Genomic DNA, 21,188 nt, shown 5'->3' on the forward strand with positions numbered 1-21,188 from the left:
GGCAGGAGTCGGGCGGGGGAGGATGGATGCATCCGCATCGACCCCCACTGAGGAGAACCATGCACGTCAACGCCTACGCGGCGTCGTCCGCGACCTCGCCCCTCGAGCCCACGACCATCGAGCGTCGTGACGTCGGCCCGAAGGACGTCCTCATCGACATCGCCTACGCCGGCATCTGCCACTCCGACATCCACACCATCCGCGGTGAGTGGGGCGACGTGCCCTACCCCCTGACCGTCGGCCACGAGATCGTCGGCACCGTCGCCGAGGTCGGCTCCGAGGTCACCAGCCACAAGGTCGGCGATCGCGTCGGCGTCGGCTGCATGGTCAACTCGTGCCGCGAGTGCGAGAACTGCAAGGCGGGCGAAGAGCAGTACTGCGAGAAGGGCAACATCGGCACGTACGGCGCGAAGGACGTCGACGGCACGATCACCCAGGGCGGCTACAGCGAGAAGATCGTCGTCGACGAGCACTTCGTGCTGCGCGTGCCCGAGTCCATCCCCTACGACAAGGCCGCCCCGCTGCTGTGCGCCGGCATCACGACCTACTCGCCGCTGAACCACTGGAACGCCGGCCCCGGCAAGAAGGTCGCGGTCGTCGGCCTCGGCGGTCTCGGCCACATGGCCGTCAAGATCGCCCACGCCATGGGCGCCGAGGTCACCGTGCTCTCGCAGACGCTGAGCAAGAAGGACGACGGCCTGAAGATGGGCGCCGACCACTACTACGCGACGAAGGACGACGAGACCTTCGAGAAGCTCAAGAAGAGCTTCGACCTCATCATCAACACCGTCAGCGCCCCGCTCGAGCTCAAGCAGTACCTGGGCCTGCTCGCCCTCAACGGCACGATGGTCAACGTCGGCGCCCCCCCGGAGCCGCTGCCGATCCAGGTCTTCACGCTGTTCACGAACCGCCGCTCGTTCGCCGGTTCGTCGATCGGCGGCATCCGCGAGACCCAGGAGATGCTCGACTTCTGCGCCGAGAAGGGCATCGCGCCCGAGACCGAGCTCATCTCGGCCGACCAGATCAACGAGGCGTACGAGCGCGTGCTGAAGAGCGACGTGCGCTACCGCTTCGTCATCGACGCGAAGACCTTCGCCCCCGCCTGACCCCGGCTTCGGCCCCGGATGCCACGGCCCCGACGTTCTCCGGAGCGCCGGGGCCGCGGCATCCCGCCGCCCCCGTCGCGAGAAACGCTCCGGCGAGCGAGACACGCTCTGCGGCGCCGGGTCTCACTCGCCGGAGCGTTTATCGCCACAGCTGGGCCGGCAGCGCCACCGCCCTTGGCGCACGCGAAAGCGGCGCCGCCCCGAAGGGCGACGCCGCTCGAACGCGAGCGCTCAGGCCTGACCGAGCGCGGCGGAGACGACCGCGCGGGCCTCCTCCTGCACCGCGCGCAGGTGCTCCTCGCCCCGCAGCGATTCGCCGTACAGCTTGTAGACGTCTTCGGTGCCGGAGGGGCGGGCGGCGAACCACGCCGATGCGGTCTGCACCTTGAGGCCGCCGATCGCCGCGCCGTTGCCGGGCGCGTGCGAGAGCTTCGCGGTGATGGGCTCGCCGGCGAGCTCGGTGGCGGTCACGGCATCCGGAGACAGCTTCGACAGTGCCGACTTCTGCGCCGGCGTCGCGGGAGCGTCGACGCGCTGGTAGGCCGAGGCGCCGAACTCGGCTTCGAGCTCGGCGTAGCGCTGCGAGGGGGTCTTGCCGGTGACCGCGAGGATCTCGGCGGCGAGCAGGCAGAGCAGGATGCCGTCTTTGTCGGTGGTCCAGACCGTTCCGTCCTTGCGCAGGAACGACGCCCCGGCCGATTCCTCGCCGCCGAAGGCGACGGAGCCGTCGAGCAGCCCCGGCACGAACCACTTGAAGCCGACGGGAACCTCGAGCAGCGTCTTGCCGAGCGAGGCGGCGACGCGGTCGATGATCATCGACGACACGAGGGTCTTGCCCACGGCGGCGCCGGCGGGCCAGTTCGGGCGGTGCGAGAACAGGTAGTCGATCGCGACGGCGAGGTAGTGGTTGGGGTTCATCAGACCCGCATCGGGGGTGACGATGCCGTGGCGGTCGGCGTCGGCGTCGTTGCCCGTGAGGATGTCGTAGTCGGCGCGCGCGGCGACGAGCGAGGCCATGGCCGACGGCGACGAGGGATCCATGCGGATCTTCTCGTCCCAGTCGAGCGTCATGAACTTCCACGTCGGGTCGACCTCGGGGTTCACGACGGTGAGGTCGAGCCCGTACACCTCGGCGATGAGCGCCCAGTACTCCACCGATGCGCCGCCCAGCGGGTCGGCGCCGATGCGGACTCCGGCGTTCTTGATCGCGTCGATGTCGATGATGGATGCCAGATCCCGCACGTACGCGTCGCGGAAGTCGTACTGGCCCAGGCCGTCGAGGTCGATGTCGGCGTGGCGGGTGCGGCGAACGCCCTCGAGGCCGGCGGCGATCAGCTCGTTCGCGCGGTCGGCGATCCAGCCGGTGGCGTCGGTGTCCGCCGGGCCGCCGTGCGGCGGGTTGTACTTGAAGCCGCCGTCGCGGGGCGGGTTGTGGGAGGGCGTGACGACGATGCCGTCGGCGCGGCCCGGGTCGTCGGTCGCCCGGCCGCGGTTGTAGGTGAGGATCGCGTGGCTGAGCGCCGGGGTCGGGACCCAGGCGTCGCGCGCGTCGACGCGGACGTCGACACCGTTCGCCACGAGCACCTCGATGGCGCTGCGCTCGGCCGGCAGCGACAGGCCGTGGGTGTCGCGCCCGAGGAAGAGCGGTCCGGTGATCCCCTGTGCGGCGCGGTAGTCGACGATCGCCTGGGTCGTGGCGAGGATGTGGTCCTCGTTGAAGCTGGTGCTCAGCGACGAACCGCGGTGACCGCTGGTGCCGAAGGCGACGCGCTGCTCGGGCACCGTGGCATCCGGTTTGCGGTCGTAGTAAGCGGCGATCAGTTCGTCGATGTCGATGAGATCGGATGCCTCGGCGGGCTGTCCTGCGCGACTGCTCATGCGCCCAGTCTGCCCGCTGCATCCGACATGCGCACACGTGGCGACGAATTCCGGGAGAATCCGTCGACAGCCGTCCCCCGCGACGCGACTAGGCTGAGCCGGTGCTGCCCGACACAGACCACGCCCCCGCCCGCCGTACATACAGCTACCTCGGGCCCGCCGGCACCTTCACCGAGGCCGCTCTCGCGCAGGTTCCCGAGGCGCGGGACCAGATCTGGCGGCCGGTCCGCAACGTCGGCGAGGCGCTCGCCGACGTCGTCGAGGGGCGGTCGGACGCCGCGATGATCGCGATCGAGAACTCCGTCGACGGCGGCGTCTCCACCGCGCAGGACGCCCTGGCCACCGTGCCGGGACTTCGCATCGTGGGCGAGTACCTCGTCCCGGTCAACTTCGTGCTCGTGGGGCGGCCCGGAGCCACCCTCGACGGCGTCTCGCTGATCGCCGCGCACCCCGTCGCCTACGGACAGTGCCTCGGCTGGCTGAGCGGGAACGTCCCGGCGCACGCGCACCTGCCCGCCGAGAGCAACGTGGCCAGCGCCCTCGGCGTGCTCGACGGGACGAGCGCCGCGGATGCCGCGATCGCGGCGCCCGGGATCGTGGCGCACCATGACGTCGCGGTGCTGGCCGAGAACATCGGCGACAACCCCAACGCGGTCACCCGTTTCGTGCTTGTGAGCCGCACGGTCGCCCCGGCCCCTCCGACGGGCGCCGACAAGACCTCGCTCATCGTGGAGCTCCCCGAGGATCACCCGGGAGCACTGCTCGAGCTGCTGGAGCAGTTCGCCACCCGGGGCATCAACCTGAGTCTGTTGGCATCCCGCCCCATCGGCGACGCCCTCGGCCGCTATCGGTTCGTGATCGACGCCGACGGGCACGTGCACGACGAGCGCATGGCCGACGCCCTCCTGGGCCTCCGGCGGTTCAGCCCCAAGGTGATCTTCCTCGGCTCGTACGCCCGCGCCGACCGCGCCATCGTCCGCTACCCGCAGCGCTACAGCGACGACGTGTTCGTCGAGGCGCGCGATTGGCTGCGCGGCCTGCTGAGCGGCGAGCCCGAGGCCTGAGGCGCCGGTCCAATCGCCGCCGGGCTGCCGCCCGCGCACCGTCGTGGGAAGTTCTCGTTCGACACGCTGTAGCCGGATGCCGCGACTCGGCGCGTCGCCGACGACCTCTGCGCGGCGACGACCAGCTCGCGCCTCAGGCCGCGACGGTCGCCGGGGCGGCGATCAGCTCGAGCGTCTGCGCGCGCCCCTCGGACGTCTCGCCCTCATAAGCGCCGGCGACGGGCGACACCATGATCTCGTCGACCCCGTGCTGCGCCGCGAACGCGCTCAGCTGGGAGCGCACGTCGTCGCCGGTGCCGACGAACCACTTCTGGCGGGTCGATGCCATGATCGACTCGCTCATCGCGTCGAAGGGATCGGCCTGCGCCTGCTCGATGGTCTCGAGCGGGACGAGGGGGCGGTTGGTGCGCAGTCGCGCCATCATCCGCAGCTGCGGGATCGCGCGCTCCTTCGCCTCCTGCGGGGTGGGGGCAGCGACGACGTTCGCCGTGACGAAGGTGCGCGGGCCCTCGCCCGACTCGTTCGGCACGAACTGGTCGCGGTAGATGCGCAGCGCGTGCTCGAGCCCCTCGCCGGCGAAGTGGTTGGCGAAGACGTAGGGCAGGCCGAAGCTCGCCGCGAGCTGCGCGGAGTAATCGCTCGAGCCCAGCAGCCACACCTGGGGCGTCCCGGATGCCGCGGGCGTCGCCTTCACCTGATACTCGCTGCCCGAGGTGAAGCGCACCGTCGCCCCCTCGGGCGAGGTGAGCGCCATGATGTCGGTCACGTGGTCGGGGAATCGGGAGACGTCGCTGGTCGTGCCGGAGCGGTTCAGCAGCTGGGTGATGACCGGGTCGCTTCCCGGGGCACGACCGATGCCGAGGTCGATGCGACCGGGCGCGAGGGCCTCGAGGGCGGCGAACTGCTCGGCCACGATGAGGGGGGAGTGGTTCGGCAGCATGACGCCTCCCGATCCGACGCGGATGCGGCTCGTGCGGGCGGCCGCGGCGGCGATCAGCACCGGGGGAGTCGTGGATGCCACGGAGGGCATGTTGTGGTGCTCGGCGAACCAGTAGCGGCGATATCCGAGACGGTCGGCGCGCTCGACGAGGTCGAGGGCCGCGCTCACCGCCTGCGCGCTGGTCTGCCCGTGGCGCACGGGCACGAGGTCGAGAACGGAGAGGGAGGGGATCGCGTCGTTCACCCCGAGGACAACGGGTTTTGCTCATGCGGTATTCCTCGGGCGCCCCGCGCGCAACCCCCGTGAGCTCTGCGTGCTCCGCCGCTTACCGTGCCGCGCATGAGCGACACACAGACCATGGTGCGCACCCAGATCGCCATCGACGACAGCTCCTTCTTCCTCGCGCAGGGGCAGGACGTCGATGAGCTCCAACGGCGGATCGAGGCGGCATCCGAGGCGGGCGGACGCTTCGTGAGCTTCGTCGTCCTCGGCAACCGCCGGGTGACCGCGCTGTTCACGCCGCACTCCCGCGTGATCTTCTCGGTGGAGACAGTGCAAAACGACCCCCGCGATACCGGCGACGCGGCGGATCCGTTCGGGGGCTTCTTCGACGACTGAGACGTTCTCAGTCTTCTTTCAGAAAATCGGCGTGACGAATCCCCTCCGGCCCGCGTCTCCTCTATGACATCGCGGGACGCACGGTCCCGCTCACGACGGAAGGAAGCGACATGGCCGAGAACACCACCCCCGCCACCCCCACCACCGCGACCAAGGACGGCGGCTCGACCGTCATCGTCGACGCCGTCGTCGCCAAGGTCGCCGGCATCGCCGCGGCCGAGGTCCCCGGTGTGCACGCGCTCGGCGGCGGCGCCGCCCGCGTCATCGGCAACATCCGCCAGGCGGTCGGCGCGAAGGACCACGCCCAGGGCGTGAGCGTCGAGGTCGGCGAGACCGAGGTGGCCGCCGACATCGCGATCCAGGTCGACTACCCCGAGCAGCTGCAGCGCGTGGCCGGCAACGTCCGCAAGGCCGTGCACGAGGCCATCACCGAGCTGGTCGGCATGAAGGTCGCCGAGATCAACGTGACGGTCGTCGACGTCTTCATCCCGGGCGACGACGACGAGGACGACGCCGAGGAGCAGCGCGTCAACTGACACCTTCTCGAAGGGGCGTCGCCGGAAGGCGGCGCCCCTTTCGCGTGTCCGGGACAAGGGCCCGCGGAGCTCAGCCGCCGTGCCGCACCTGCGCGTAGGCGTCCAGCGCGCGCTTGCGTGTCTCGCCGAGATCCACCATCGGCTCGGGCGGGTTCTCACCCAGGTACTCCGGCGCCCACTCGCGGATGTACTGGTCCCGCGGGTCGAACTTCTTGCGCTGCGTCTCCGGGTTGAACACGCGGAAGTAGGGAGCGGCATCCGCCCCGGACCCCGCGACCCACTGCCAGTTGAACGGGTTGCTCGCGGCATCCGCGTCGACGAGGCAGTCCCAGAACCACTGCTCGCCGTGGCGCCAGTCGATCAGCAAGTTCTTGATGAGGAAGGATGCCGTGACCATGCGCACGCGGTTGTGCATGACGCCGGTGTGCCAGAGCTGACGCATCCCGGCATCCACCACCGCCACCCCCGTCTTGCCCTGCTGCCACGTCTCGAGGTGGGAGCGATTCAGCCTGGGCCAGGGGAAGTCGTCGAAGTTCCGCCGCCAGTTCACCGTCGCGATGTCGGGGGAGTGGTACGTCACGTGCCAGGCGAACTCGCGCCACACGAGCTCGGAGAGGAAGCCGCTCGCGCTCTTCGCGTGCTGTCCGGAGCCCTTGTGCTCGAGGGTGTCGTGCCACACCTGGTACGGGCTCAGCTCGCCCCACCGCAAGCGCGGGGAGAGGTTCGAGGTGGCGCCGCCGGCGAACTCGTCCCGGTACTGCGAGTAGTCGCCGAGGTCGTCGTCGAGGAACTCCTTCAGTCGGGCCTTCGCCGCCGGCTCGCCCGGCTCCCACGTCTCGCGCAGGCCGCCGGCCCAGTCGGGCTTCGCGGGGAGGAGGTCCCACGCGCCGAGGTCGTCACCGTCGACGCTCCCGTCGAGGCCGGGGACCTTGCGCGCCTCGGGCATCGGCGGACGCGGCGCGGGGAGCTTCTGCACCGCGCGGGAGAACGGGCTGTAGACGCCGTACGGCTTGTCGGACTGCGTCCGCACCGTCCACGGCTCGTAGAGAAGGTTGGCGGCGAAGGAGGCGACCGTGACCCCGTCGTCGCGCAGCTTCTCCTTGATCCCCGCGTCGATCTCGCGCTCGACCCCGCCGTAGCGGCGGTTCCAGAACACCGCCCCGGCGCCGAGCTCGTCGACGAGGGCGGGAACGATCTCGGCGGCCCGACCCCGCCGCAGCACGAGCGACGAGCCGCGTTCCTCGAGGCGCTCGCCGAGGGATGCCAACGACCCGTGCAGCCACCACCTCGCCGCCCCGCCGATCGCGCGCACACCGTCGGACTCCTCGTCCAGCACATACAGGGCGATGATCGGCTCGTCCCGGTCCAGCGCGGCGCGAAGCGCCGGATTGTCGGTCAGGCGCAGGTCGTCGCGGAACCACACGATCGAGGGGGATGCCATTCCCCGACGCTATCCACCGCGGCATCCCGTACCGCGGGCTTGACACCCGCCTCGGCTCGCTCGCGCCGGGAAAGGTCCGCGTCGGCGCCGAGATCACACGTCCGGGTCCAGATCACACGGGATTGCGTTGCAAAGACGTGTGACCTCGAGCGGATCGTGTGATCTCGCTCGATAACGGACGGCCGGCGTCAGAGCGACGAGGTGTCGTGGCCCTTCGGCAGCGCGACGGAGAGGCCGCCCGCGATGATGCGCGTGTAGATGCGCGTGGCCTCGCCGAACTCGTCGCCGTCGAGCTCGATCGGCTGCGCGGGGGCGGTCGCCAACTCGATGCCCGTCCCGCGGAGGTAGCGCACCGAGGAGTCCTTGCGGCGCTCGAGCACACGTCGGCCCGCGCGGAACTTGCGCAGCACGGAGTTGTCCCACACGATGCTCCGCCACACGCCCAGCCAGCCCAGCGGGCCGCTCGGCTGCAGGACGGCCACGTCGAGACGTCCGTCGGCGACCGAGGCGTCGGGGATCAGCGCCACGCCGCCCTGCAGGGCGCCGCAGTTCGCGAACAGCACGCTGTGCACCTTCGCCGAGTGCAGGCGGTGCCCGTTGAGCTGGTACATGACGCGGAACGGCTTGGCAGCGACGAGCGACCGCGCCGCTCCGTCGACGTAGGCGACCCAACCGACCTGCTTCTTCAGGTCGTCGCGGGTGTTCTGGATCATCGCCGCGTCCAGTCCCATGCCGGCCATGACCGAGAACCCGTGCTCCTCGACCTCGCCGTCGGCGCGACGGATGCGGGCCATGCCGGTGTCGATCGGGTGGATGTCGCCCTCGAAGGTCGCGCGGATCATCGCGTCGGTGTCGGTCAGCGGGAGGTTCAGGTTGCGGGCGAGCAGGTTGCCGGTGCCGCTCGGCACGATCGTGAGGGGAATGCCGGTGGAGGTGAGCGCCTCGGCCACGGCGCGCACGGTGCCGTCGCCGCCGGCGGCGAGCACGGCGTCGACCTTCTCGTCGAGGGCGGCGCGGGTGGCGTCGTCGCCCAGGTCGTCGACGGTGGTCTCGTAGAAGAGGGGATCGGCCCAGCCGGCCTCGGCCGCGAGCTCGGCGACGCGCGCCCGAAGCGTCTCGGGCTCGACCTTCGTGGGGTTGTAGACGAGGGCGGCGCGCTTCTTCCGCGTCACCTCGGCGTCCATCGGCGCCTCGTCGCCCTCGGCGTCGACGCGCTGCGCCTTGCCGGGCAGCTCGGCCGAGGAGTCGGGCTCGACGTCCTCCGGCTGGTGGATGACGTCGTCGGGCTCCGCCGCCTCCTTGGGGTCGGGGGCGTCCGTGCGGGGGTGGTCGTCGGTGTCGTCGCCGAGGCGTGCCGCGTCGAAGTGCTCCTTCGACCCGTCCGCGGCTGCGGCGTCGGCGTGCACCTCTTCGGGCGCATCGGTGGGGACGTTCGCGGGGGACTGCGCGTCGTCACGCGGATCATCGGAGGCGGCCATGGCATCCACCATAGGACCGCGCGAACGCGGGGAACGGGCGGGTCGGGTGGGGTTGACGACCGGATGCCGACGGACCATGCGCCGCGCGGACAGCGGCGTCGTGGTGCGACCGGAGGAGAGCGGCGGCGGTGGGCGTGGTCCGGGAGGAGCGGCCGGACGCGACCATAGGATGGACGCGTGATCGACCTGACCCTGCTGCGTGAAGATCCCGAGCTCGTGAAGCGCTCCCAGATCGCCCGCGGGGAGTCGCCGGATTCGGTGGACGACGCCCTCGCCGCCGACCGCGACCGCCGCGCCGCCATCACCGCCTTCGAAGAGCTGCGGGCCGCGCAGAACGCGCACGGCAAGCGCGTCGCGCAGGCGCCCAGAGACGAGAAGGCCGCGCTGGTGGCCGAGGCGAAGGAACTGAGCGAGAAGGTCAAGGCCGCCCAGCACGCCGCCACCGAGGCCGAGGCCGCCGCCGAAGCGGCGCTGTCGAAGATCGAGAACATCGTGCTCGAGGGTGTCCCCGCCGGCGGCGAGGACGACTTCGTGACCCTCCGCACCCACGGCGAGGTCCCGTCGTTCGACTTCGCCCCGCGCGACCACCTCGAGATCGGCGAGCTGCTCGGCGCCATCGACATGGAGCGTGGCACCAAGGTGTCGGGCAGCCGCTTCTACTTCCTGACCGGCATCGGCGCGCGCCTCGAGCTCGCGCTCATGACCCTCGCGCTCGATCGGGCCCTCCAGGCCGGCTTCACCCCCATGATCCCGCCGACGCTCGTGCGTCCCGAGGTCATGCGCGGTACGGGCTTCCTCGGCCAGCACGCCGACGAGGTCTACCACCTGCCCAAGGAGGACCTCTACCTCGTGGGCACGAGCGAGGTGCCGCTCGCGGGGTACCACATGGACGAGATCCTCGACCTCGAGCGCGGCGCCAAGCGCTACGCCGGCTGGTCGACGTGCTACCGCAGCGAGGCGGGCTCCTACGGCAAGGACACCCGCGGCATCATCCGCGTGCACCAGTTCAACAAGCTCGAGATGTTCGTCTACACCGATCCGGCCGACGCCGAGGCCGAGCACGACCGGCTCGTCGGGATGCAGGAGCGCATGCTGCAGGACCTGGGTCTGTCGTACCGCGTCATCGACGTGGCCGCGGGCGACCTGGGCTCGAGCGCTGCGCGCAAGTTCGACATCGAGGCGTGGGTTCCCACCCAGGACGCCTACCGCGAGCTGACGAGCACCTCGAACTGCACGACCTACCAGGCCCGTCGCCTCGACACCCGCTTCCGCCCGGAGGAGGGGGCGAAGACCCAGCCGGTCGCCACGCTGAACGGCACGCTCGCAACCACCCGCTGGATCGTCGCCCTGCTCGAGACGCACCAGCGCGCCGACGGCTCCGTCACCGTGCCCGAGGTGCTGCGGCCCTACCTCGGCGGGCTCGAGGTCCTGGAGCCGATCGCGTGATCGACGAGGCCGCCCTCCCCGACACCGGTGCCGTCGACAGCGCGCCGAAGCAGGAGGCGGCCGATGTCGTCGCCTCTCTCGCCGACGCCGCACCCGTCGTCGAGCGGATGCTGATCGCCCTCGACATCGACGGCACCGTCCTGCTCGAGGACGACACCCTCAGCCCCGGTGTCGTCGAGGCCGTCGCCGAGGCCAACGCCGCCGGGCACGAGGTCATGCTCGCCACCGGTCGCAGTTGGGACAGCACCCACACGATCATGGACCGGCTCGGCATCCGGCCCGAGTACGCGGTCTGCTCCAACGGTGCCGTCGTGATGCGCCGCCGCGGAGACGGGGATGCCGCGGAGTACGAGCGCGCGCACGTCGTGACGTTCGACCCCACCGAGGTGCTGCAGCTGCTCGGCGAGCATCTCGCGGGGGCGCACTTCCTCGTCGAGCTGCCCGACGGGACGCGCAAGTTCACCGACTACCTCGACGACTGGAACCTCGTCGGCGCCAACAAGGTGACGTTCGCGCACCTGTCGGACGAACCCGTGTGCCGTGTCGTCGTGGTGGCGCCGGAGCAGACCGACCAGGACTTCCTGGAGCTGGTCGAGCGCATCGGCCTCAGTCAGGTGTCGTACGCGATCGGGTGGACCGCGTGGCTCGACATCGCCCCTCAGGGCGTCGACAAGTCCACGGCCCTCGAGCTCGTGCGCGGGTGGCTCGACATCGCCCCCGAACGGGTGCTCGTCATGGGCGACGGACGCAACGACATCGAGATGATGCAGTGGGCGGTGCGCAACGGCGGCCGCGCGATCGCGATGCACCAGGGGCCGGCCGAGGTGCACGCGGCGGCCGGCGAGGTCGGTCTGTCGGTCACCGAGGGCGGCGTCGCCGCGGCCCTCCGCTCCCTCTGACCCCCGCTCCATGTCAGGCGTCGCCGCGGCGCCTCGGCCCCGGTCCCTGAGCCTGTCGGAGGGCCCGGGAACCATCGCGGTGCCGACCCCTCGGCTCCCGGAGCCCGCTGACGGGCCCGCTGCAGAGCGGCTGCACCGGAGCCGGTCAGACCCGCGCGGACCCGCCCGCCACGTGGGCCGCGCGGTCGGCCGGGTAGGCGGTGCGGTCACGCACGGTCACGACGCGGTGGGCGGCGCGGTGATCGGCGACGCGCGCCGCCTCCCACGCCAGCAGCCCCACCGGGGGCAGCAGCAGAAGGGCCGCCACCCACGCGGCCTTGAGGCCGGCGGGTGCCTGCGGATCGCGTACGGCGACGACCGCCGCGAGCACGGATGCCGCGTAGACGAGCGCGAAGACGGCGAGAACGATCTGCGCGGACAGGGTGGTGACGAGCATGATGACCTCCTCCACTCGGACGGCCCGGCGGGTCGTGGGGTGATGATCTCGGTCTACTCCTGCCTCAAGACCGACGGCGGGGTGCGCGGTGAACGGATAACGCGTCCATAGCGGCCTCTCAGCGCGATGCCGGGACGCCGCTCCAGGCGGTGCGCGCGGCGGCATCGAGCACGCGGCGGTCCTGGCGTGTCAGCTCGCGCCGAGCCCGTTCGCGGGCCGCGCGGGCGGCATCCCGGAACACCCCGCCTCGGGCGGGTGAGGATGCCGCGAGCGAGGCGAGGCACTTCTGCAGGCGCACCTGCACCTCGACGTCGGATGCGCCGTCGCGCGCGAGGGGGCGGAAGGCGTCGTCGACGAGGTCGGCGAGGCGGGGCGGCGGCAGGAAGACCCGCTCGTGCGCGACGCGGTGTTCCGCCTCCGTGGCGAGCGCTGCATCGAAGACCCGCTGGAGAGCGGCGATCACCTCGATCGCGGTCCCCGGGTCGTTGGTCGCTGCGGAGAGGGCGCGGCTGCCGATCTCGGTGAGGGCGATGACGCCGAAGCGGGGGTCCTGCTCGTAGGTGCGGTGGTTCTCGATACGGAACGCGCGACGCACCCGGGCGACGTCGTCGTCATCGAGGGGGCCGGTGACGAGCGCGAGGGGGAGGCGGGCATCGGCGATGCGTCCCGGGGTGGCGCGCACGTGGATGTCGAGGTCGAGGCGATCGGCGATGCGATCGAGCCCCGCCACGTCGACGTGCGTGACGTAGCCCACCCGTTCCGCGTGCACGGCCCGGGCCTCGGCAGGCACGGCGACCGCGGGACGGGCGCCGAGGGTGGGCGATTCGGCGTGCAGCCGGAGCGAGGTCGCGGCCGCCCTCTCGACGCGGTCGATGACGTCGGCCATGCGGCCGAAGGTCGAGAGGTGGGAGATCCACCGCAGCAGGGTGAACACGACGATGCCGATGACCACGAGGGTCGCGACGAAGAGGATCGTCCGGCCCTGTTGTTGGTAGTACCCGGTGGAGAGCGCGACGATCCCCACCAGCGAGAACGTGAAGGCGCCCACGAACGTCGAGACGGCGTTCTGCGAGGTCGGGTCGGCGATCAGCAGCTGCGTCGAGCGCGGGGTGGCGGTGGTCGTCGCCGACGAGAACGCGGTGACCATCGCCGTCACCGAGAACGTGCTGACCGTCAGCATCGCCGTGGCGATGATCTGCAGGAGCTCGTCGACAGCGCCCTCGGCGAGATCGATGCTGAACGAGAACGGAAGCAACGGCCCGATGAAGCGCGCGGCCAGGACGACGACGATCGCGATGGCCGTGAAGATCGCCGCGCGCACCCACACCTGTCTTCCCAGGCGGAGGAAGAAGGAGGCGAGGGAACTGCGCGCGGTCGGTGCCATGCGCTCGACGCTATCCCGCGCCGCGCGGCTGGCTCGGGGGCTGGACGCGAGGACCTGTCCTTCGGAGAACGGCGACTCTGGACCCCGGGCGATATGCGACCGAAACAGACCGCAACGTGTCCGACATGCCGCCCTGGAAGGGTCGGAGCACCCCCAACGACCGCGGATGCCGAGAGGCCCGCGCGGATCCCGGTCGTGCTCGCCCCGTCTCCTGAGGAGCCTCACCCCCGCATGTCCGCACACCGCACACCTCCCCGTCCGAGACCGGCCCGCCGGCTCGGTGCCGCTCTCGTCGCGGCTCTGGCCCTTCTCGGGCCGCTGCTCATCGCCCCCGCGGCCCACGCCGCCCCTCCCACCGCGACGCTGTCGCTCTCGCTCGACGAGACGGACGTCACCGCGGGTGACTCCCTCGTCGCCACCATCACGGCCGCGGGGGTGACCGACCTGTACTCCTACGACCTCGAGCTCGCTTTCGACCCCGAGCTCGTGGCACCCGCCGAGGAGGCCCCCACCGGACCGGACGGCGGCTTCACGTCGTCGGCCACGGGCCCCGGCACGCTGACCGTGACGCACACGCGGCTCGGCACCTCGCCCGGTCTCGCCGGGACGAGCGGTGTGGTCCTGGCGTCCATCCCGCTTCGGACGCTCGCCCCCGGCTCGGCCGTCGTCGCGCTGTCGTCGGTGCGCCTGGTGTCGTCGACCGGTGACGTCGTGACGGCGGAGGGCGTGGCATCCGGCATCGTCGACATCGCGGCCCAGCCGGGTCCGGTGCCGCAGCCGACGGTCTCGCCGTCTCCGTCGCCCTCGACGTCGTCCTCGGCGTCGGCCACGCCGCTCCCCGCCGCGAACGCTCCGGGCGATCTCGCCACCACCGGTTTCGACGCCGCCCCGTGGCTGATCTCCGGGGCCCTCGGCGTCGTCGCGCTCGTCGCCGGTGCCGTCCTGGTCGTGCTCCGCCGTCGTCAGGCGGTGCAGGAATGACCGCGTCCCGTTCGTCCGTCCTCTCTCGCGAAGGATCCGTCATGACCCCCCTGGCCCGCCGTGTCCTGGCCGTGTCCGCCTCCGTCGGCGTCGTCGTCGCCGGGGCGGTCGTCGCGCCGTCCGCGGCGCTCGCCGCCCCCGTCGCCGGTGCTCCCTTCCTCGCGCCGTACTACGCCGAGCTCGACGTCACGGGCGACGCGCAGGTGACCACGGCCGACCTCGAGGCCCTCGCCCCGCACCTGGGCGCGACCTCGGGTATGGCCGCGTGGGCGGATGCCGCGCGGTTCGACCTCGACGACGACGGTGCCGTGACGGCATCCGACCTCGCCCGGTTGTCGGAGCGCATCATCTACGACGACGGACCGTTCGAGATCGTCGAGGCCGACGCGGTGGCGATGCAGGCGGCGATGAACGCCGGGGTGATCACCTCGGTGTCGCTCACACAGCAGTACCTCGATCGCATCGCGGCGTACGACAAGACTGTGCGTCCGACGGGTGTGCGCCCGCTCAACTCGATCATCACGACGAGCGAGGTCGCGCTGAAGGCCGCGGCGGAGGCGGATGCGATCCGCGCCGAGAAGGGGATGACGGGGATGCTGCTCGGCATCCCGGTGGCCCTCAAGGACAACTACAACACCGTCGACATGCCCACCACGGCCGGATGCGGCTGCTGGAACGACAACCAGACCTCGACCGACGCGACCATGGTGAAGGGGCTCCGTGCCGACGGCGCGGTGATCGTCGCCAAGGCCTCGATGGACGAGTTCGCCATCAACCTCAGCTCCGAATGGTCGGCCTTCCAGCCCGCGGGTGCGTCCCGTATCGTTTCGAGCCCCTACGACACCTCGAAGACCTCGGGCGGGTCGAGCGGCGGAACGGGGGCCGCGATCGCCGCGAACCTCGCCGGCATCGGTTTCGGCACCGACACCGGCGGGTCAATCCGCATCCCCTCGACCTACAACCAGCTCGTCGGCGTGCGTCCGACGGTGGGCCTCGCGAGCCGCGACGGCATCGTGCCGCTCGCTCTCTCGCAGGACACCGGCGGTCCGATCGCCCGCTCGGTTCAGGATGCCGCGATCGCGCTCGACGCGGTGGTCGGCGAGGACGCCGGTGACCCGGTGACCGCTCGCCAGGCCGGGAAGGTGCCCGAGACGTACACCTCGTACCTCGACGACGGCGCGCTGACCGGGAAGAAACTCGGATACTTTCCGTCGCTCGTCGGCACCAACCCCACGACGCTGCGTCTGTTCGAGCAGGCGAAGAAGACCCTCGAGCAGCGCGGAGCGACGGTCGTCGAGCTGACCCCGCCCGACGGCTTCGCAGCCATCGTCGGCGAGGGCAGCGGCAGCGGCCCCGAGTTCAACCACGACCTGCAGAACTACATCACCGCCTACCTGAACCCGGCGGTGAGCGCGCGCAGCCTGCTCGCGATCTCGCAGTCGCCGAACATCGTCCCCGGACGCGCGGGCAACCCCTATGGTCAGCGCGCGGCGGTCACCGAGTCGGCGTACCAGGCCTGGGCCGGCCCGCAGGGGTCGCACACCCTGCAGCTGGCCAAGGGCAAGCAGATCATGACCGCGTTCATGGACGCTCAGAAGCTGGATGCCGTCATCTACCCGAGCGCGAACACCTACACCACGATCAGCACCGCGAACATGCGTCTCAGCCCCAACACGGGTCTGCCGGCGGTCACGGTGCCGATGGGGCAGGGGCTCGCGACCGAGGCCTCGACCGGGGGAGTGAACCTGGAGTTCCTCGGCCGTGACTTCGCCGAGGGGCCGCTCCTCGGCCTCGCCTACGGCTTCGAGCAGGCGACCCATGCCCGCACGACCCCGGCGGCCTACGGTCCGCTCGGCTGACACCGAACGGCGGTGGTCCGTGGTTCCCGCCACGGGCCGCCGTCGCGTCCGGCGGCGCATGTCGACGGCTCCCCGGCTCGGTAGACTCGGGACGTTCGGGAGGGTTGTCCGAGCGGCCGATGGACCTGGTCTTGAAAACCAGTGGGCAGCAATGTCCCGTGGGTTCGAATCCCACACCCTCCGCAACGGAAGAACGCGGGCCCCGCAGGGGTCCGCGTTCTTCCGTTATGACCGGCGGAGCCGGAGTCGAACGGAGTTGGGCCCACGCCGCCGGAGGCTCCGCCGAGCGCGAAGCGATCGGTGGAGGGGCGGTGGGGAGAATCCCACACCCTCCGCAACGAGGAAAGCGGGCCCCGCAGGGGTCCGCGTTCTTCCGTTATGACCGGCTGAGCGGGAGTCGAACGGAGTTGGGCCCACGCCGCCGGAGGCTCCGCGTGCCGCGGAGTGGCGCGTGGAGGGGCGGTGGGGAGAATCCCACACTTTCCTCGTTATGACCGGCTGAGCGGGATGCGAACGGAGTTGGGCCCACGCCGCCGGAGCGCTCACGCCCCGTCGCGATTGCTGAGCGCGGCGACGATCCCCATCGTCACCGTGGCGACCACGAGGCCGCCGATCGCGACGAGGATCAGAACCGTTTCGAGCGTCTCGTCCATGCCGTCCTCCCCGTCCGTTGCCGCAGGCTAGCGCGCGATCGTGACGCCGCGGCATCCGTTGGACGAACACCGGACGCCGCGCCGCGCCGCTCTTCACGCCATTCACAGCCGCACGTCCCTAGTATTGCTGCGACCTCCGGCCGCGCCGGGGTCGACGTGCTGCCGGGCCGGTGGCATCCGTCTCCGAGAGGACCCGAGTGAGCAAGACCAGAACACCGCGCGGTCAGCGGACCGTCGCGCGCCACGGGCGGCTCACGTCGCCGGGGCCCTTCGCGCAGCTGTTCCGCGGTGTCGCGATCGCGCTCGCCGTCCTGCTCGTCTCCGGCGGTGCGGTGCTCGCGTACGCCGCGGTCGACCTCACCCAGAGCTTCACCGCGGACGCGGTCGATCTGAAGGGTCAGCCCGCTGTCCCGCCCGACCTCGGCGAGCTCAAGGGCGGCGTCAACATGCTGCTGGTCGGCACCGACGAGTGCGAGCCGGACTTCGCGCAGTACTTCGGCGACCGCTGCTCGGGTGACGACGCCGAGGGCAACCTCAACGACGTGAACATGCTCGTGCACATCTCGGACGCCCCGCGCCGGGTGACGGTCATCTCCTTCCCGCGCGACCTGATGGCGCCCATGCCGTCGTGCACCGACAAGGACGGGAACGAGAGCTACGCGAGCGACTACCGCCAGATCAACAGCGCGTACCTCTATGGCGGACTGTCGTGCGTCGTGCAGACCGTCTCGGAGCTCAGCGGTCTCGACATCCCCTTCGCCGCGAAGGTCAGCTTCGGCGGCGTCATCAACATCACCGATGCGATCGGCGGCGTCGACGTCTGCATCGCCAACGGCATCAAGGACCGCTACACCGGTATCGACTGGCCCGCGGGGATGCGCACGGTGAAGGGGCTCGACGCTCTGCAGTTCCTGCGTACGCGACACGGCGTCGGCGACGGCGGCGATCTCGGTCGCATCTCGAACCAGCAGCAGTACATGTCGCGACTGGCGAACAAGCTCAAGAGCGAGGACGTGCTGTCGAACCCGGCGACGCTCTACAAGCTCGCGTCGACCGCCCTGCGCAACGTCGACCCCTCGACCTCGCTCACCAACCCGCTGACGCTCGTGCAGATCGCCTCCGCGGTGAAGGACGTGCCGTTCAGCGAGATCGTCTTCATCCAGTACCCCACGTACACCGACCCCTCCAACGCGAACCGCGTGGTCCCCGACCGCGAGGACGCCGAGACGCTGTGGGCCGCGCTCGCCGCCAATCAGCCCCTCGAGCTCTCGGGCAACCTCAGCGACGGAGACGGCGTGGTCGTCGACGAGAACGCGACGCCGGCGCCCATCGACACCCCTGCTCCGGTCGACACCGCGAGCCCCGAGCCCACCGAGAGCGCGACCGCGTCGCCCGCCCCGACGTCCGATGTCATCACCCTGCCGTCGGGGATCGCGGGTCAGACCGCCGCGCAGTCGACCTGCTCCAACGGCAACGTCCGCTGACCTGCGCCGCCCGGCCTCCGATCGTGGTTCGGATGCCGGGCGGCGACCGGTTAGTATGGACCCGTGTGTTCGAGCCGCGAGGCGCCGATCACCTGGAGACGTCGCATAGTCAGGCCTAGTGCACCACCCTGCTAAGGTGGAGTCCCCGTAAGGGGACCGAGGGTTCAAATCCCTCCGTCTCCGCCGAAAAGCCCCGGTTCGCCGGGGCTTTCCGCGTTCCCGTCATCGCCCGCGCAGGGGCAGGGTGCTGAGGCCCGGCATCCCGAACCAGGAGCGACCGTCGTCGGCGTCGATGAGGGTGAGGAGCACCCCGTCGCAGCCGCGGCAACGGGCCACCAGGCCCATCGCCGTGGCGAAGACGACGACTCGGCCGAGCTCGCCGACCTCGCCGCAGTGCCGGCACCGGATGGGGGAGTCCGTGGCGTCGCCGCCGAGGACCTCGGCCAGCCGGCCGGCCAGTGCGTTTCCGTCGAGCAGGGTCATCACGATCCTCCGAATCTCTCGGTGCGGATGTCGGCGGCTGCGTGGCCGGCGTCGACCAGCCAGCCCGAGACGGCCTCGACGAACGGCGTCGGCCCGCAGACGAAGACCCGGGGATGCCGTTCCGGCGGCACGATCGCGGCGGACAGGCGCTCCGCGGTCAGGCGTGCCGGCGGCACCTCGCTGCCGGGAGGGGCGGAGCGCGTGTACACCAGGTCGATCGACAGCGTGGGGGAGCGCAGCGCCTCGAGTTCGCGGCGGAAGAACACGTCGCCGGGGGAGCGCACCGAGTACAGCAGGCGGAACGGTGCGGTGTCGTCGCTCGCGGCGCTCGCGGACGCCATTGCGTACAGGGGCACGATCCCCGACCCTCCGGCGATGAGCTGCACGGGACGCGGATCTCCCGTCGGGCGCCAGACGAAGAACGCGCCGAGGGGACCGTGGACCTCGAGGCGATCGCCGACGCGCAGGTCGTGCACGAGGAAGGGCGACACCTCGCCGTCCGGCACCTCGTCGACCGCGAGCACCACCAGCGTCCCTCGGCCCGACGACGCGATGGAGTAGGAACGGCTCGCCTGGTACCCGTCCGGAGCGGTGAGGCGCACGTCGAGATGAGACCCGGCGTCGTTGCCCGGCCACGTCGGCACCTCGAGTGCGATGCGCCGGGCGGTCGCGGTCTCGGGTCGGACGTCGGCGACCGTGGCCACGTGCCAGGCGGCGCCCGGGAGAGTCACCCGTACCGTTCCTCGCGCCAGGGGTCGCCGTGCAGGTGGTAGCCGTTCTGCTCCCAGAACCCGGGCTTGTCGGCGGGCATCGTGATGAGGCCCTGCACCCACTTCGTGCTCTTCCAGAAGTACAGGTGCGGCACGAGCAGCCGCGCGGGTCCGCCGTGCTCGGGGGTCAGCGGCGCACCGTCGGCCTCGAAGGCGATCCAGCTGCGACCGCCGAGCAGATCGTCGAGGGCGATGTTGGTGGTGTACCCGCCGAACGAGTGGACCATCGCGTAGCGGTGCGCGGTGTCGACCTCGGCGAAGATGCGGTCGAGCGACACCCCGCGCCACGGCATGTCGAGCTTGGTCCAGTGGGTGACGCAGTGGATGTCGACCGTGACGTCCTCCATACCGAGCGCCCGCAGTTCGTCCCACGACCAGCGGTGAACGCCGTTCTCGGTGCCGATGGCGAACTCCCACGTCTCGGGATCGACGGCGGGGGTGGGCCCGGCCGAGAGCACGGGCCAGTCGCCGACCAGCGTCTGGCCGGGTGGCAGGCGCGGGTCGCGCTCGCGTCGGCGGCCGGAGAATCCGCGGGTGATGAACGACATGCTTCCCCCTCGTGCGTGCGTGGGTTCACCCTAGCCACGCGCGCGCGGTGGCGACAGGGCGCGCACGGGAGGAGATCGGGCGGGCGGAGGACGATCGGTGCGTCATCCGTCCTCCCCCTCCGCACTCTCCTCCCGAACGGTCGCGCCACCCCGCTCGGGGCTCGCGGTGGCCCGATAGGGTCGAGCCTGCGGCGCGCGTGCGCCGTGCCCCTCGCACCCCCGGGAGAAGCGCATGTCCGTCGGTCTGCTCGCCGTCGTCGATGACATCCTCAGCGCCGCCATGCGGGCCAGCGCCAAGACCGCGGGCGTCGTCATCGACGACGCCGCCGTCACCCCGCAGTACGTGCAGGGCCTCACCCCGGCGCGGGAGCTCCCGGTGGTGTGGAAGATCGCCCTCGGCAGCATCATCAACAAGTACGTCATCATCATCCCGATCGCCCTGCTGCTCACGGCCTTCGCGCCGTGGGTGCTGCCGTACCTGCTCATCATCGGCGGCGGCTTCCTGTGCTTCGAGGGCGCCGAGAAGGTGCTCGAGTGGTTCGGCGTGCATCACGGCGCCCACGACGACGACGGGCCCCGCGACGAGAAGAAGCTCGTGCTCGGGGCCGTCCGCACCGACCTCATCCTCAGCACCGAGATCATGCTGATCGCCCTGTCGAGCCTCGACCCCGGCTTCGGTATCTGGATGACGCTCGGGGCCCTGCTCGTGATCGGCTTGGCGATGACCGTGGTGGTCTACGGCGCGGTCGCGCTGCTGGTGAAGATCGACGACATCGGCCTGCGCTTCATGAAGAGCCCGTCGCGCGGTGTCCGTCGCTTCGGAGCGCGGGTCGTGGCATCCATGCCCGCGGTGTTCCGCGTGATCAGCGTCGTCGGAACGGTCGCGATGCTGTGGGTGGGCGGGCACCTCGTGCTGCAGAACCTCGCCGAAACCCTGTGGGCGGGCCCGTACGACCTCGTGCACGTCGTCACGCACGCGATCGAGGCCGCGGGCCCCGTCATCGTGTGGATCGTCGAGACCGCCATGTCGGCGGTGTTCGGCCTCGTGCTGGGCCTCATCATCGTGGCCGTCGTGACCGGGATCTCGCGGCTGGTCGCGCGCAAGGGTGCGAACAGCACCCACTGACGGATGCCGCGTCCCCGGCGCGGCGGACGACCGCGGGCGCGCGAGCACCCGCCGGAGC

19 protein-coding genes and 2 tRNA genes are annotated in these 21,188 nt (G+C 71.1%); 12 read left to right on the forward strand and 9 right to left on the reverse strand.

The window, feature by feature from the left end:
• Window positions 1-59: 59 nt before the first annotated feature.
• On the forward strand, window positions 60-1,106 hold the full coding sequence (locus Q9R20_RS08535; protein WP_311248933.1) for an NAD(P)-dependent alcohol dehydrogenase: 1,047 nt from the start codon (window positions 60-62) through the stop codon (window positions 1,104-1,106).
• Window positions 1,107-1,337: 231 nt separating this feature from the next.
• Here the strand turns inward: Q9R20_RS08535 and pgm are convergent, their stop codons facing one another.
• Window positions 1,338-2,984, reverse strand: a complete 1,647-nt coding sequence (gene pgm, locus Q9R20_RS08540; protein ID WP_311248934.1) for a phosphoglucomutase (alpha-D-glucose-1,6-bisphosphate-dependent) — start codon at window positions 2,982-2,984, stop codon at window positions 1,338-1,340.
• Between the two features lie 101 nt (window positions 2,985-3,085).
• Between pgm and pheA the strand changes: the two genes are divergently transcribed.
• Window positions 3,086-4,048, forward strand: a complete 963-nt coding sequence (gene pheA / locus Q9R20_RS08545; protein ID WP_295839147.1) for a prephenate dehydratase — start codon at window positions 3,086-3,088, stop codon at window positions 4,046-4,048.
• A 133-nt stretch (window positions 4,049-4,181) separates the two neighbouring features.
• On the opposite strand, the gene Q9R20_RS08550 is transcribed toward pheA, so the two are convergent.
• Window positions 4,182-5,231, reverse strand: coding sequence for an LLM class flavin-dependent oxidoreductase (locus tag Q9R20_RS08550; RefSeq protein WP_311248935.1), 1,050 nt, complete (start codon window positions 5,229-5,231; stop codon window positions 4,182-4,184).
• Window positions 5,232-5,327: 96 nt separating this feature from the next.
• Between Q9R20_RS08550 and Q9R20_RS08555 the strand changes: the two genes are divergently transcribed.
• Entirely contained in the window at window positions 5,328-5,606 is a 279-nt protein-coding gene (locus tag Q9R20_RS08555; protein ID WP_311248936.1) for a hypothetical protein, read from the forward strand.
• A 110-nt stretch (window positions 5,607-5,716) separates the two neighbouring features.
• Window positions 5,717-6,142, forward strand: coding sequence for an Asp23/Gls24 family envelope stress response protein (locus tag Q9R20_RS08560; protein WP_295839144.1), 426 nt, complete (start codon window positions 5,717-5,719; stop codon window positions 6,140-6,142).
• A gap of 70 nt (window positions 6,143-6,212) precedes the next feature.
• Here Q9R20_RS08560 and Q9R20_RS08565 read toward each other — a convergent pair whose 3' ends face one another.
• Both Q9R20_RS08565 and Q9R20_RS08570 read right to left on the reverse strand, forming a co-directional pair.
• The gene (locus Q9R20_RS08565) at window positions 6,213-7,583 is read right to left on the reverse strand and encodes a deoxyribodipyrimidine photo-lyase (RefSeq protein ID WP_311248937.1); all 1,371 of its coding nucleotides are present in this window, start codon (window positions 7,581-7,583) and stop codon (window positions 6,213-6,215) included.
• Between the two features lie 188 nt (window positions 7,584-7,771).
• Window positions 7,772-9,061 (reverse strand): diacylglycerol kinase family protein, encoded by a 1,290-nt coding sequence (locus Q9R20_RS08570; protein WP_311248938.1) that lies wholly within the window; start codon window positions 9,059-9,061, stop codon window positions 7,772-7,774.
• A 177-nt stretch (window positions 9,062-9,238) separates the two neighbouring features.
• Between Q9R20_RS08570 and serS the strand changes: the two genes are divergently transcribed.
• Window positions 9,239-10,507: a serine--tRNA ligase gene (serS, locus tag Q9R20_RS08575; protein ID WP_311248939.1), complete on the forward strand. Its 1,269-nt coding sequence runs from the start codon at window positions 9,239-9,241 to the stop codon at window positions 10,505-10,507.
• Window positions 10,504-11,406, forward strand: a complete 903-nt coding sequence (locus tag Q9R20_RS08580) for an HAD family hydrolase (protein ID WP_311248940.1) — start codon at window positions 10,504-10,506, stop codon at window positions 11,404-11,406. The genes serS and Q9R20_RS08580 overlap by 4 nt, the downstream gene beginning before the upstream one ends.
• Window positions 11,407-11,551: 145 nt before the next feature.
• Here Q9R20_RS08580 and Q9R20_RS08585 read toward each other — a convergent pair whose 3' ends face one another.
• Entirely contained in the window at window positions 11,552-11,842 is a 291-nt protein-coding gene (locus Q9R20_RS08585) for a PLDc N-terminal domain-containing protein (protein WP_311248941.1), read from the reverse strand.
• 118 nt (window positions 11,843-11,960) lie between these two features.
• Window positions 11,961-13,226, reverse strand: a complete 1,266-nt coding sequence (locus tag Q9R20_RS08590) for a DUF2254 domain-containing protein (RefSeq protein ID WP_311248942.1) — start codon at window positions 13,224-13,226, stop codon at window positions 11,961-11,963.
• A gap of 231 nt (window positions 13,227-13,457) precedes the next feature.
• Between Q9R20_RS08590 and Q9R20_RS08595 the strand changes: the two genes are divergently transcribed.
• From Q9R20_RS08595 to Q9R20_RS08615, 5 genes are all read left to right on the forward strand, one after another.
• On the forward strand, window positions 13,458-14,207 hold the full coding sequence (locus Q9R20_RS08595) for a cohesin domain-containing protein (RefSeq protein ID WP_311248943.1): 750 nt from the start codon (window positions 13,458-13,460) through the stop codon (window positions 14,205-14,207).
• Between the two features lie 41 nt (window positions 14,208-14,248).
• The gene (locus tag Q9R20_RS08600; protein ID WP_311248944.1) at window positions 14,249-16,066 is read left to right on the forward strand and encodes an amidase family protein; all 1,818 of its coding nucleotides are present in this window, start codon (window positions 14,249-14,251) and stop codon (window positions 16,064-16,066) included.
• Between the two features lie 98 nt (window positions 16,067-16,164).
• Window positions 16,165-16,249: transfer RNA gene (locus Q9R20_RS08605), tRNA-Ser, on the forward strand.
• Between the two features lie 667 nt (window positions 16,250-16,916).
• Entirely contained in the window at window positions 16,917-18,203 is a 1,287-nt protein-coding gene (locus Q9R20_RS08610; RefSeq protein ID WP_311248945.1) for an LCP family protein, read from the forward strand.
• 94 nt (window positions 18,204-18,297) lie between these two features.
• Window positions 18,298-18,386 (forward strand) — tRNA-Ser (locus tag Q9R20_RS08615).
• A 39-nt stretch (window positions 18,387-18,425) separates the two neighbouring features.
• Here the strand turns inward: Q9R20_RS08615 and Q9R20_RS08620 are convergent.
• The 3 genes from Q9R20_RS08620 to Q9R20_RS08630 are packed head-to-tail and all read right to left on the reverse strand — an operon-like array spanning window position 18,426 to window position 20,004.
• Window positions 18,426-18,686, reverse strand: coding sequence for a DUF6510 family protein (locus Q9R20_RS08620; RefSeq protein WP_311248946.1), 261 nt, complete (start codon window positions 18,684-18,686; stop codon window positions 18,426-18,428).
• Window positions 18,686-19,417 carry an FAD-binding oxidoreductase gene (locus Q9R20_RS08625; protein WP_311248947.1) on the reverse strand — a complete coding sequence of 244 codons (732 nt, stop codon included), beginning with the start codon at window positions 19,415-19,417 and terminating at the stop codon, window positions 18,686-18,688. Before Q9R20_RS08625 ends, Q9R20_RS08620 begins: the two co-directional genes overlap by 1 nt.
• Entirely contained in the window at window positions 19,414-20,004 is a 591-nt protein-coding gene (locus Q9R20_RS08630; RefSeq protein ID WP_311248948.1) for a molybdopterin-dependent oxidoreductase, read from the reverse strand. The genes Q9R20_RS08625 and Q9R20_RS08630 overlap by 4 nt, the downstream gene beginning before the upstream one ends.
• Before the next feature lie 232 nt (window positions 20,005-20,236).
• Here Q9R20_RS08630 and Q9R20_RS08635 point away from each other — a divergent pair, with 232 nt between their 5' ends.
• Window positions 20,237-21,130, forward strand: a complete 894-nt coding sequence (locus tag Q9R20_RS08635; RefSeq protein ID WP_311248949.1) for a DUF808 domain-containing protein — start codon at window positions 20,237-20,239, stop codon at window positions 21,128-21,130.
• Window positions 21,131-21,188 lie beyond the last annotated feature (58 nt).

This window comes from Microbacterium sp. PRF11, assembly GCF_031844085.1.
Taxonomy (GTDB): domain Bacteria; phylum Actinomycetota; class Actinomycetes; order Actinomycetales; family Microbacteriaceae; genus Microbacterium.

Excerpts from the sequence above, each read along its gene's own strand:
- Q9R20_RS08535 (WP_311248933.1), top strand. The coding sequence starts at position 60 with ATGCACGTCAACGCCTACGCGGCGTCGTCCGCGACCTCGCCCCTCGAG.
- pgm (WP_311248934.1), bottom strand. The coding sequence starts at position 2,984 with ATGAGCAGTCGCGCAGGACAGCCCGCCGAGGCATCCGATCTCATCGAC.
- Q9R20_RS08555 (WP_311248936.1), top strand. The coding sequence starts at position 5,328 with ATGAGCGACACACAGACCATGGTGCGCACCCAGATCGCCATCGACGAC.
- Q9R20_RS08560 (WP_295839144.1), top strand. The coding sequence starts at position 5,717 with ATGGCCGAGAACACCACCCCCGCCACCCCCACCACCGCGACCAAGGAC.
- Q9R20_RS08565 (WP_311248937.1), bottom strand. The coding sequence starts at position 7,583 with ATGGCATCCCCCTCGATCGTGTGGTTCCGCGACGACCTGCGCCTGACC.
- Q9R20_RS08570 (WP_311248938.1), bottom strand. The coding sequence starts at position 9,061 with ATGGCCGCCTCCGATGATCCGCGTGACGACGCGCAGTCCCCCGCGAAC.
- Q9R20_RS08585 (WP_311248941.1), bottom strand. The coding sequence starts at position 11,842 with ATGCTCGTCACCACCCTGTCCGCGCAGATCGTTCTCGCCGTCTTCGCG.
- Q9R20_RS08590 (WP_311248942.1), bottom strand. The coding sequence starts at position 13,226 with ATGGCACCGACCGCGCGCAGTTCCCTCGCCTCCTTCTTCCTCCGCCTG.
- Q9R20_RS08595 (WP_311248943.1), top strand. The coding sequence starts at position 13,458 with ATGTCCGCACACCGCACACCTCCCCGTCCGAGACCGGCCCGCCGGCTC.
- Q9R20_RS08600 (WP_311248944.1), top strand. The coding sequence starts at position 14,249 with ATGACCCCCCTGGCCCGCCGTGTCCTGGCCGTGTCCGCCTCCGTCGGC.
- Q9R20_RS08620 (WP_311248946.1), bottom strand. The coding sequence starts at position 18,686 with ATGACCCTGCTCGACGGAAACGCACTGGCCGGCCGGCTGGCCGAGGTC.
- Q9R20_RS08630 (WP_311248948.1), bottom strand. The coding sequence starts at position 20,004 with ATGTCGTTCATCACCCGCGGATTCTCCGGCCGCCGACGCGAGCGCGAC.
- Q9R20_RS08635 (WP_311248949.1), top strand. The coding sequence starts at position 20,237 with ATGTCCGTCGGTCTGCTCGCCGTCGTCGATGACATCCTCAGCGCCGCC.